The sequence below is a fragment of the Kribbella sp. CA-294648 genome (assembly GCF_050943845.1).
Lineage (GTDB): Bacteria > Actinomycetota > Actinomycetes > Propionibacteriales > Kribbellaceae > Kribbella.
The window spans coordinates 8494597-8506168 of record NZ_CP191981.1 but is presented as its reverse complement, the minus strand read 5'-3'; the positions used below and the strand labels follow the sequence as shown (position 1 = coordinate 8506168).

Genomic DNA, 11572 nt, shown 5'->3' with positions numbered 1-11572 from the left:
GATCTCCTCGGAAGGGCGGCTGGACGGAAACCCTGAGCAGACTCTAGAACGCATCCTGCCGTCAGAGGACTGACTGTGGGTAAGACGCGGGAAACCCTGCGTTCAGGGCCTGGTCATCCACAACTCCCCACATCTGTGCACAAGCCTGTGGATAACTCGGTCTCACCAGCTTGTGTGTAAGATAGATACAACAGAGATACGTGATCGTGAGGGGTGCAGTGGTTAGCGGGGCAGCCGGAGAAGAGCCGGCGAGTGGGTTGGTACTGGGTGAAGAGACGACGGAGATCGCGCGAATCGTCGCGGACGCCGGTCCCGGGGTGGAGAAGATCCCGGCGGCGGAGCGCGTCTACGCGTACGTGAAAGCAGCGATCCTCGACCGGGTCTACCCCGGCAACGAGCTGCTGACCGAGGGGGAGCTGGCCACCGCGGTCGGAGTCTCCCGTACTCCGGTCCGAGAGGCCCTGCTGCGGCTGGAAGAGTCCGGCCTGGTCAAGCTCTACCCGAAGAAGGGCGCACTCGTCCTCCCGGTCCTCGCGCAGGAAGTCAACGACGTCCTGGAAGCGCGCGAGCTGATCGAGACGCACGCCGCCGCGAAGGTCTGGCCGCGCCGCAAACAGCTGGCCGAGAAGCTGGTCCCGCTGGTCCGGGAGATGCGCAAGCACCGCAGGGCCGGTGACGCGAAGAGCTTCCTGGAGGCCGACCGCGCCTTCCACGAGGCGATTGTCGGTGCCGCAGGCAACCAAATCCTGGCCAAGCTCTACAACAGCCTGCGCGACCGGCAGGTCCGGATGGGCGTGCCCGGGATCGAGATGCAGCCGGCCAGGATGGACAAGTCCATCACCGCGCACCAGGGAATGATCGATGCCCTGGGCGCCAACAGCGTCAAGCGGTTCCGCGAGCTCGTCATCGACCACATCCACGTCGCCGCGACGGATCTGCGGGGCGGGCAGTGACCGAACTCCTGTTCCCCCTGGGCGGTCGGCGAGCCTGGGCGGTGTGGGCGACTGCTGTCTTCACCTACCTCGTGACCGTGCTGCACCGCGGCTCGATGAGCGTTGCCGGTCTGCAGGCGGCCGAGCGGTTCGACATCTCCGCCTCCGCGCTGGCCAGCTTCACCGTCGTCCAGCTCACCGTGTACGCCGCGATGCAGGTGCCCGTCGGCGTCCTGCTGGACCGCTACGGCTCGAAACGACTGCTGATCGCCGCATCGCTGCTTCTGTTCGTTGCCCAGTCAGCCTTCAGCCTGGTCGACTCCTATCCGGCGGCCCTGGCCGCCCGGGCGATTCTCGGTGTCGGCGACGCGCTCGTCTTCATCAGCGTGCTGCGCGTCGTCATGTCCTGGTTCCCCGCGCTCAAGCAGCCGGTGATGTCCCAGGTGACCGGAATGCTCGGCGGCCTCGGCGCGATCGTGTCGACCGTACCGATGGCGGCAGCGTTCCACGCGTTCGGCTGGACGCCCACCTTCGCCGCCGCGAGCGTGCTCAGCCTGGCAGCCGGCGCGGCCATCCTCTTCCTGCTGAAGGACAGCCCGTACGACGAACCGCCCCGTCGCGCCAAGCAGCCGTTGTCGGTGGTCCGTCAGAATCTCCGCCGGGCCTGGAAGGAGCCGGGCACCCGGCTCGGCCTGTGGACCCACTTCACCACCAGCTTCTCGGGTGGCACCTTCGGTCTCCTCTGGGGCTACCCGTTCCTGGTCCAAGGCCAGGGCGTCGCGCCGACCACGGCCGCGGCGATGCTCGTCCTGCCGGTGCTGGCCGGCTTCTGTTACGGCCCACTCGTCGGCCGGTACGCCGCGAAGTTCCCCTTCTACCGCTCCTGGATCGTGCTGGCCGTGATCGCCGGTTCGGTGCTGATGTGGACGGTCGTGCTCGCCTGGCCGGGCCGTGCTCCGATGCCGGTGCTGCTCCTGCTGATCGTCGTACAGGCCGCTGGTGGTCCTGGCTCGATGTTGGGGCTGGACTACGCGCGGACCTTCAATCCGACCACCCGGTTCGGGGCGGCGAACGGGATGGTGAACACGGGTGGCTTCATCGCGATGCTGATCTGTATCGGGATGATCGGGATCCTGCTGGACGCCTCCTCCGGCGGAGCGGCGCAGACTCTTGGTGACTTCAAGACGGCTCTGGCCTTCCAGTACGTGCTGTGGACGATCGGGACCATCCAGATCCTGCGCTTCCGCCGCCGGGCCCGCGCCACGCTGGCCCGGTACAACCCGGAGATCTACGAAGCGCTCCGGGCCAACCAGATCGTCCCGCTCAAGGCCGACACCGGCGAGTTCGCCCGCCAGCGCTGAGCCCGCCAACTCTGAGCCTGCCCACGCTGACCCGCCAGCGCTGAGCCAGGCGCTGGCACGGGCTGCCAGCCCGGTGCCAGGGCGGTGCCAGCGCCGGCGCGCAGGTTGTTCCCAGTAACACAGTCAGCTGGGAGGAACCAATGTCCACAACGACCCAGGTCGCCATCGCGGCCGAGGGACTGGTCAAGAAATACGGCAGCACCACCGCGCTGGACGGCGTCGACCTGACCGTGCCGGCCGGCACCGTGCTCGGCGTCCTCGGCCCGAACGGCGCCGGCAAGACCACCGCCGTCCGCATCCTCGGCACGCTGCTGCGGCCCGATGCCGGGCGCGCGACAGTCGGCGGGTACGACGTCGTCCGGGAGGCGCCGCGGGTTCGGGAGATCATCGGCCTGACCGGGCAGTACGCCTCGGTCGACGAGGACATGTCCGGGCGGCGCAACCTGGCCATGATCGGCCGGCTGCTCGGCATGTCGCGAGCGCAGGCGAAGTCCCGCGCCGACGAACTGCTGGAGCGCTTCGAGCTGTCCGGCGCCGGGGACCGGATCGCCAAGACGTACTCCGGCGGCATGCGCCGGCGGCTCGACCTGGCCGCGAGCCTGGTCGGCTACCCGAGCATCCTCTATCTGGACGAGCCGACCACCGGGCTCGATCCGCACGCCCGCAACGGCGTCTGGGACACCGTCCGCAACCTGGTGCTCGACGGTACGACGGTGCTGCTGACCACGCAGTACCTGGAAGAGGCCGATGCGCTGGCCGACTCGATCATGGTGTTCGACAAGGGCAAGGTGGTCGCCGAGGGGCGGCCGGCCGAGCTCAAGGCGCAGGCGGGTAAGCAGTCGCTCGACGTCCGCCCGGCCGAGCCGGGACACCTCGAGCGGGTGGCCGCGATCGTCGCCGAAGCGGTCGGTACCCGGCCGACGGTCGACGTCGTGAACGCCCTGGTCAGCGTGCCGGTCTTCGACGGTACGTCGATGCCGGTAGTGGTCCGCCGCCTCGACGAGGCCGGGATCGCCGTCACCGAGCTGGCCCTGCGGCTGCCCAGCCTGGACGAGGTCTTCCTCGCCCTGACCGGGCACGCCGCCGAAGAACAGGACACCGCAGTACTGGAAGGAGCGAGCCGATGAGCACCGCGACCCTGGAGTCCCCGGCGGCGCCCGCTGCCCGCCGCAACCGTCCGTTCGCCTGGGTGGAGCAGAGCCTGACGCTTGCCTGGCGCAACATCGTCCGGATCCGGCAGAACCCCGAAGCACTGGCGGATGTCACACTGCAGCCGATCATCTTCCTGGTGCTGTTCCTCTTCGTCTTCGGCGGCGCGGTCGCGCAGGGCGGAACCTGGCAGGACTACCTGCCGTTCCTGCTGCCCGGCCTGCTCGTGCAGACGGTGGTCTTCTCGACGATGGGCACCGGCGTCGGGCTGAACGACGATTTCGCGAAGGGCGTCTTCGACCGCTTCCGGAGTCTGCCGATCGCCCGGATCGCACCACTGATCGGCGCGGTGCTGGGCGACGCGGTCCGGTACACGCTGTCGATCGTGATCCTGATGGTGACCGGGTTCGCGCTCGGATTCCGGTTCGGCAACGGCGTCGGCAACGGGTTGCTGGCCTGTCTGATCGTGCTGGCGTTCGCCCTGTCGCTGTGCTGGATCTGGGTCTGGCTCGGACTCAAGCTGAAGACCGCGCAGGGGGTGCAGGGCATCGCCATCCTGGTGATGTTCCCGCTGACCTTCGGCAGCAACGTGTTCGTGCAGACCGACACGCTGCCCGGCTTCCTGCAGACCTTCGTGAATCTCAACCCGGTGAAGTACCTGGTCGACACCATGCGCGGCCTGATGCTCGGCGGCGAGGTCCAGAAGCCGCTGCTGATCACGCTGGCCTGGATGGTCGGCCTGGTCGCGGTCTTCGCCCCGCTGGCCATCCGCGCCTACCGGCAGCGGACCTGATATTCGCGGTACGGCGGCCCGGGATCTGACTAAGATGGCAAGGGTTCACGCACGGGGTATCGACAAGAGGTGCAATGAGCGAACCCTCCGTACGCCGTTACTCCGGACGATCGGTCGAGGAGTGGAAGGCGGCGCGACGGGAGCGGCTGCTGGAAGCCGCGCTGGAATTGTTCGGGACCGATGGTTACCCCGCGACCTCGGTGGAACGCCTGTGTGCGCTGGCGAAAGTGTCGACCCGGCACTTCTACCACGAGTTCCAGAACAAGGAAGCCGTGCTGCTGGCGGTGCACGCGCAGGTGATCGAGCTGGCGCTGCGCAGTACCGGTGAGGCGCTCGCGGCGACCGCCGAGGCGCCGGTGCGGGAGCGGATCGTGGCGGCGGTCGACGGCTATCTGCGGACCATCATGACCGACCTGCGCCGGGCCCGGATCTCGTTCGTCGAGGTGGTCGGCGCGAGTCCCGCGGTGGAGGAGCAGCGGATCGCCTTCCGCGAGCTGCTGATCTCCAGCGTCGTCGGGGTCGGCGAGGCGGCGGTCGCGCGGGGCGAGCTGGCCCGCAAGGACTTCCGCTTCGTCGGCCTGTGTTTCATCGGTGCGGTCAACACCGTCGTCTACGACTGGATGCTGACCGAGCCGCGGCCGCCGGAGCAGCAGGTGCAGAGCGCCCTCCGCGACCTCGCCGTCTCCCTCATGCTGAAGTGATGGACTACGCGCCCGGATCGCCGAACAGGTTGATCGGTTCGGCGTCGGCGAGGTCGAAGCGTTTGCGGAGTTCGTCCAGCGCGTCCTCCCGCGGCAAAGCGGCACCCGCGTCGTACATGGCGTCGTAGCGGTCGTCACCGAGCTCCGCGCGCAACCGCTCGACGGTACGGCGTACGTCCGAATCCGGTACCGCCCTGATTCCGCGCAGGGCGGCGCCGATGCCGAGGGTCCGGGCGGCCAGGGCGGGATCGCCGGCCAGCAGCTCCACGTCGGCCGCGGCGTCGATGACGCCGGAGACCACCGGCATGTCGTCGGTGCGGAGCGCGAGACCGACCGCCAGCTTGGCGTGTCCGCGCGCTTCCTCCAGCTCGCCGCGCGCGACGGCCACCCGGGCCAGTTGACCGAGGACGACCGCCTGCCCGTGGGGCGAGAGCCGTTCGGACGGAAGATCGAGCATCGAGTAGCCCCGCTCGGCCAGTTCCTTGGCCTCGTCCAGCCGGCCCTCCCGCCGGGCGAGAATGCTGAACCCGACCAGCGCGACCGCTTGCCCGCCAGGGCTTCCGTGTTCCTCGGACAGCTGCAGCGACCGGCGCAGATCGGACCGGGCGCCCTCGTAGTCGGCCAGCTCGGACCGGCTGAGCGCGCACTGGGCCAGGAGTTGCGAGACTCCTTCGGTGGTCCCGAGCTCGTCGATCAGCCGCAACGCCTCGGTGAGTGAGGCCAGCGCACCCTGATGATCACCCTGGCCCATCTGGTAGCTGGCCAGTCCACGCAGCGCCAAGGAAGTGCCCCAGCGATCGCCGAGGGTGCGGAACCCGTCGAGCGCGATGGCCAGATCGGCGGCCATCTGCTCGACCTCGCCGTCGTTCTCGCGGAACATGGCCGACATCATCACGGCCATGTTCCGAGTCCAGGCGTCGTCGTGGTCGCGCGCCGCCTCGAGCTCGCGGAAGCCGGTCGCCTTGTCCCGGCGGATCATCGCCCAGACGGCGTTCGTGAACCGGCCGACTCCGGACTCCGCCACCACGGCGTACCGGCGGCTCAGCAGGCGCACCTCGGCCAGGCCGCGGATCGCGCCGTAGAACGAGCCGGACGGATCCTCGCCGTTCGACAGCGTGCCGAGCGCGTACATCATCAGCGTCGACGCCCGGGCTATTGGATCGGTCGGCCCTGGCAGGGCGAGGGCCGCCTCGAACCAGGTGACCGCCTCGGCGGGCCGGCCGCGCATGTTCCAGTACTCGCCGAGCACCGAGACCAGATCGAGTGCCACCTGGGCGTCGCCGGCGTCGACCGCAGTACGGACGGTGTCCAGCAGGTTCTCGTTGTCCGTGTCGAACCGGGCGATCCACTGCAGTTGCTCGCCGGTGTGCAGCTTCGGGCGCGCCTGCCGCAGCAATCCACTGAAGTACGCCGTGTGGGCCTTGCGGACCTGGGCCGTCTCGCCGGACGCCGCGAGCTGCTCGGCGGCGTATGCCTTCACGGTCTCCAGCATCCGGTAGCGAACCGACCGGTCGTCGGCACCTGCTTCGACCAGCGACTTGTCGACCAGAGAAGCCAGTACTCCGAGGACCGCCTCCTGCGGCAGACCTGGTCCGCTACAGACCTGCTCGGCTGCTTCCAGAGTCGCGCCGCCGGAGAACAGGGACAGCCGCCGGGCGACTGCCTGCTCCTCGGCGGTGAGCAGCTCCCAACTCCACTCCACGACCGCGCGCAACGTCTGGTGCCGGGGGAGTGCAGTCCGCGATCCGCTGGTCAGCAAGCGGAAACGGTCGCTGAGGCGCTCGGCGATCTGCGGCGGGTTGAGCGCCCGGAGCCGGGCCGCGGCGAGTTCGATCGCCAGTGGCATCCCGTCCAGCCGGCGGCAGATCTCGGCGATCGACTCCCGGTTCTGGTCGGTGACGGCGAAGTCGGGCCGGACCGCGCGACCCCGATCGACGAACAGCTGGACCGACGGATAGGCGTCGTCGAGGCTGCCGACCGGCGGCAGGCCGAGCGGGCCGACCGGATGTAGGTGCTCGCCTGGAATGCTCAGCGGTTCGCGGCTGGTGGTCAGCACCCGGAGGCGAGGGCAGGCCGCCAACAGCGAGTCGACCAGGTTGGCGACCTCTTGGACCAAGTGCTCGCAGTTGTCGAGCACGAGCAGCACCCGGCGATCGGCAATCACCTCGACGAGTCGCTGAGTCGCCGCTCGGCTGGTCGGGAAGTTCTTCGGCGCGAGACCGGACTGCAGGCTGTCGACGTACTCGCTGGCGCCGAGTGTGGTCAGGATCGTCGGCGCCACCTCGGCCGCGTCGGCCAGTGGGGCCAGCTCGACGAACCAAACTCCGTCACCGGACTGCTCGGCCAGCGATCGGCCGGTCTCGGTGGCCAGCCGGGTCTTGCCCGCACCGCCGGGGCCGACCATCGTCACGAGTCGCGTGCCGTCACCGATCAGGCAGGCCAGCTCGGCGACATCGTCCGCCCGGCCGACGAAGCTGGTCATCGCGGCGCGCAGGTTGTTCCGCGGCGGAGCCACCGGAGCAGCCGGTACTACGGCGGTGGTGGCGACCGGGTCGATCGCGTCTCCGCGCAGTACGGCCATTTGGAGCTCGCGGAGTCTCGCGCCCGGGTCTGCGCCGAGCTCGTCGGCGAGGGTCGCCCGGACCCGCTCGTACGCCGCTAGTGCCTCCGCTTGGCGACCGTCGGCGTACAGGGCTCTGATCAGGAGTTCGTGGACGCGTTCGCGGAGTGGGTGAGTGGCGCTGAGGCGCTCGAGTTCGGGAGTCACCTCGCGGGCGTGGCCGCTGGTCACCGCCGCTTCGGCCAGGTCCTCCGAGGCGCCGAGTCGCAGCTCCTCGAGCCGGTCGGCCTCGAGCGAGGTGAACGGCAGATCGCGCAGGTCGGCCAGTGCGTCACCGCGCCAGAGACGGTCGGCCTGGGTGAGCAGGGCTTTGGCTTGGCCCGGGTCGGTGCTCAGCAGTTCGCGGCCGCGGCGTACCAGCGCCTCGAACTGCAGGGCGTCGACGAACTCCGGCGAGATGGTCAGTGTGTAACCGGCCGGACCCGACTGGACGGAGATGCTCGACTCGGTCGCGGGCAGGCCGGCGCGTAGCCGCGAGACCAGCGACTGCAGGGCGTTCGCACTGGGCGCCTCGGTACCCCAGAGGCCGTCGACCAAGGTGTCGACGCTGACCGGGCGGCCCGCGCTCAGCGCCAGCCTGGCCAGCAGACCGCGCAACCGGACCCCGCGGACGTCCAGCGGAGATCCGTCGGCCGCCCACATCGCGAGAGGACCGAGCACCGCTATGCGCACCTCACCAGCCTCCCATACGAGCACTGCCGAACCCCTGACGTCTGTCATCTCCACTCGCTCCTACCGATGGCTTACTGTCGTGCGGTGACCGAGATCTCCGCTCAGACCCAGTCCGCCCTCAGCCGGATCGTCGTCGAACGCCAGGCCAACGGCCGCGTCCCCGGACTCGTCGGAGCCGTCGCCCGCGACGGCGCGCTGGCCTGGTCCGAAGGCGTCGGCTCCGCCGATCTGGACCAGCCAGGCGTCGCGCCGACCGCCGATACGCAGTACCTGATCGCCTCGCACAGCAAGACCTTCACCGCCGTCGCAGTGATGGCGTTGCGCGACGAAGGCAAGCTCAGCCTCGACGACCACCTGGACACGCTGCTGCCCGAGACCAAGCACGGCGGCATCACCGTCCGGCAGATGCTCAGCCACATCAGCGGCATGCAGCGCGAACCGGTCGGTGACGTCTGGGACAAGATGACCTTCCCGAGCCGCGACGAGCTGTTGTCGGGCTGGAACGACGCCGAACGGGTCGGCAAGCCGCACCACAAGTTCCACTACTCGAACCTGGTCTACTCCCTGCTCGGCGAGGTGATCGAGCGGATCGAGGGGCGCAGCTGGTACGACTCGATCAACGCGCGCATCCTGCAGCCGCTGGAGATGAACCGGACGACGGTCGGGATGGACGGCGGGCCGTCGGCACAGGGGTACTACGTGCCACCGTTCTCCGACGTACCGGTCAAGGAGCCGCTGCTCGACATCGGCGCGATGAACGCGTGCGGCGGGCTGGCCAGTACCGCGGCCGACCTGGCGAAGTGGGCCATGTTCATCGCGAACCCGGTCGACGAGGTGCTCGCCCAGGACACAGTCGAGGAGATGTGCCAGCCGCAGGTGATGGGCGACGAGCGCTGGCAGTTCGGCTTCGGCCTGGGCTTCATGCTGCTCCGGCTCGGCGACCGCGTCGTGGTCGGCCACACCGGCGGCATGCCCGGCCACATCACCGGCACCTTCGTGCACCGCGCATCCGGTACGGCGGGGATCGCGCTGATGAACACCACCTCGGCCCCTGACCCGGCCGCCCTCGCGACCGACCTGCTGCTCAAGGTCATCACCGACGACCCGATGCCGCCGACCGCGTGGACGCCCGGCACCACGGTCCCGGCGGAGCTGACCGGCGTACTGGGGACGTGGTTCTCCGAGGGCTCGCCCTACGTCTTCTCCGTCCGCGAAGGCGCCCTGCACGCAACCGCCCCCGGCGCCCCCGACTGGAAGCCACCGTCGGTCTTCGAGAAGGTCACCGACGACGTCTACCGCACCATCTCCGGCCGCGAAACCGGCGAACTCCTCCGCATCACCCGAGACACCACCGGCACCCCCGTAACCCTCCACTGGGCCACCTACCTCTGCACCCGCCAACCCCTCGCCTTCGGCGAGTGGCTCCAGCCCTGACAGACCCTTCGGCAACCCCTGGCCAGTCGGCTAGGGGTTGGCGAGGTGGGTGAGGGTTTTTTGGAGGTGGGGGATGGAGACGGGGGCGAAGAAGGCTTCGTCTGCGGCTTGTACTGCGGTGAGGGCCTGGCGGGTGAGGCGGGTGCCGGCTCTGGTGGGTTTGATGGTTTTGGCTCGGGCGTCGGTGGGGGACGGGTCGCGGGTCAGTAGGCCCTTTGACTCCAGGGTTTTGAGGACCTGCGACGTCATCTTGATGTCGGTGCCGGCCTCGTGGGCCAGGTCCTGCTGGTTGGGGGTGAGGCCCTGGTCGGTGAGCCAGCCCGCGCAGGCGAGCAGGACGAACTGGACGTGCGTGAGGTCGAGCGGGGCCAGCGCGGCCGTGACGGCGCGTTGCCAGTCGTGGGTGACTCGCCAGAGCAGGAAGCCGGGGCTGTCGGCCGGGCTGCCGGGACGGCGGGTCATCGGGCCATCTCCGCGACGGTGATTTCAGGCGCCATGGTCGCTCCCCGGGTGCTGCGGGCATGTCTGGCAATTCCCTGCGTGCTGCGCGGCACTCGGCACGGCACCTCGGCGCACTGGAGCAAAAGCAACGATGGAAAAACATCGAGGCTCCCGCTCCAGCACGCCGAGCTACCGCACCGAGCACCTGCTCGCGACTGCAGGGAATCGCCAGACATGCCCTAGTCCACGCAAAGATTGTCTCTGCGCAGACTAAGCGCCGCAAGTCCGGGCCGCGTCCAGCGGACGGGGCCGGCGGATGGGGTTAGCGGACGGGACTAGCGAGGTGGCTGGCTGCGGGTGCCGTCGAGGAGTTCTCGGATGATGTCGAGATGGCCCAGGTGGCGGGCCGTCTCCTCGATCATGTGACACAGGATGTACCGGGTCGAGGCGGCGCCCTCCTTGCGGAAGACCGCCTTCTCCACGGTGTCCAGCGAGACGCCGGCGACGATCTCGTTCGAGCGGGCGCACTCGGCGTCGTACTCGTCGAGCAGGTCGGCCAGCAGCCGGTCGTCGACAAACATCTCGGCGTCGACATGACCGTCCTCGGTCCACGGCGTCTGGCCCTCGTCCGGAACACCGAGCAGGTTCTGGTGGAACCACGAGTACTCCACCCAGCGCAGGTGAGACACCAGCCCCGCCACCGTCATCAGCGGCGAGCCCGGCAGGACCTTGCGATGGGCGTCGGCCTCACTCAGGCTTTCGCATTTGCCACGGACCAGCGACCGCTGCAGATCGAGCCAGCCGACCAGGCTGGTCCGTTCGTCGGCCCGGAGCAGCGCCCTGGGCCTCACGAGGTCTGCCGCCAGTCGTAGCTGGTCGCGCCGTCGATCAGTTCGCGGATGATGTCGAGGTGACCGACGTGCCGCGCGGTCTCCTCGAGCATGTGGCAGAGGATGTAGCGCAGCGAGGCAGGGTCACCCTCGGTGCCCTTCTCGAGCGTGTCGAGCGGGAGATCGGCGATGGTCGCGTTCGACCGCGCGCACTCGGCGTCGTACTCGTCCAGCAGTTGGGCCAGCGGCACGTCGTCGACGAACATCTCGGCGTCCGGATGACCGTCCTCGGTCCAGGGCGTCTGCCCGGTGTCCGGTACGCCGGCCAGGCTGAGCTGGAACCAGGAGTACTCGTTCCAGCGCAGATGCGCCACCAGCCCGGCCATCGACATCAAGGGAGAGGTGGGCAGCACCTTGCGATGCGCGTCGGCCTCGTCGAGACCTTCGCACTTCATCCGGACGAACGACCTCTGCAGGTCGAGCCAGCCGATGAGTTGGGTCCGCTCGTCAGAGGTCAGCGGCGGACGGGATACAACGGTCATTGCAGCTCCTGAGGTGAAACCAGGCCACCTGGCTCAGCCACGGGCGCGACAGGCAGGCAGCACGAGGGACGAAAACATCGCGCTCACCTCCTCTCGA

The 11572-nt window shown here is 69.0% G+C and carries 10 protein-coding genes; 6 read left to right on the top strand and 4 right to left on the bottom strand.

The genetic code is table 11. The features are described 5' to 3' along the window. Positions 1-218 precede the first annotated feature (218 nt). From ACQPYM_RS40560 to ACQPYM_RS40540, 5 genes are all read left to right on the top strand, one after another. Entirely contained in the window at positions 219-953 is a 735-nt protein-coding gene (locus ACQPYM_RS40560) for a GntR family transcriptional regulator (RefSeq protein WP_433012202.1), read from the top strand. Next, entirely contained in the window at positions 950-2293 is a 1344-nt protein-coding gene (locus ACQPYM_RS40555) for an MFS transporter (RefSeq protein ID WP_433012199.1), read from the top strand. Before ACQPYM_RS40560 ends, ACQPYM_RS40555 begins: the two co-directional genes overlap by 4 nt. A 140-nt stretch (positions 2294-2433) precedes the next feature. Next, entirely contained in the window at positions 2434-3420 is a 987-nt protein-coding gene (locus tag ACQPYM_RS40550; protein WP_433012196.1) for an ATP-binding cassette domain-containing protein, read from the top strand. After that, positions 3417-4235, top strand: a complete 819-nt coding sequence (locus ACQPYM_RS40545) for an ABC transporter permease (RefSeq protein WP_433012193.1) — start codon at positions 3417-3419, stop codon at positions 4233-4235. The genes ACQPYM_RS40550 and ACQPYM_RS40545 overlap by 4 nt, the downstream gene beginning before the upstream one ends. A 74-nt stretch (positions 4236-4309) precedes the next feature. Next, entirely contained in the window at positions 4310-4936 is a 627-nt protein-coding gene (locus ACQPYM_RS40540; protein WP_433012191.1) for a TetR/AcrR family transcriptional regulator, read from the top strand. A gap of 4 nt (positions 4937-4940) precedes the next feature. Here ACQPYM_RS40540 and ACQPYM_RS40535 read toward each other — a convergent pair whose 3' ends face one another. Continuing rightward, positions 4941-8276: a BTAD domain-containing putative transcriptional regulator gene (locus ACQPYM_RS40535; protein ID WP_433012188.1), complete on the bottom strand. Its 3336-nt coding sequence runs from the start codon at positions 8274-8276 to the stop codon at positions 4941-4943. Between the two features lie 36 nt (positions 8277-8312). Here ACQPYM_RS40535 and ACQPYM_RS40530 point away from each other — a divergent pair, with 36 nt between their 5' ends. After that, entirely contained in the window at positions 8313-9662 is a 1350-nt protein-coding gene (locus ACQPYM_RS40530; RefSeq protein WP_433012185.1) for a serine hydrolase domain-containing protein, read from the top strand. A gap of 30 nt (positions 9663-9692) precedes the next feature. Here the strand turns inward: ACQPYM_RS40530 and ACQPYM_RS40525 are convergent, their stop codons facing one another. The 3 genes from ACQPYM_RS40525 to ACQPYM_RS40515 form a co-directional block, all read right to left on the bottom strand. Further along, a complete protein-coding gene (locus ACQPYM_RS40525) occupies positions 9693-10124 on the bottom strand; it encodes a MarR family winged helix-turn-helix transcriptional regulator (RefSeq protein ID WP_433012182.1) in 432 nt (143 codons plus the stop codon). Positions 10125-10438: 314 nt separating this feature from the next. Then, positions 10439-10954 carry a DinB family protein gene (locus ACQPYM_RS40520; protein WP_433012179.1) on the bottom strand — a complete coding sequence of 172 codons (516 nt, stop codon included), beginning with the start codon at positions 10952-10954 and terminating at the stop codon, positions 10439-10441. Continuing rightward, positions 10951-11475: a DinB family protein gene (locus ACQPYM_RS40515; RefSeq protein WP_433012176.1), complete on the bottom strand. Its 525-nt coding sequence runs from the start codon at positions 11473-11475 to the stop codon at positions 10951-10953. Before ACQPYM_RS40515 ends, ACQPYM_RS40520 begins: the two co-directional genes overlap by 4 nt. Positions 11476-11572: the final 97 nt, after the last annotated feature.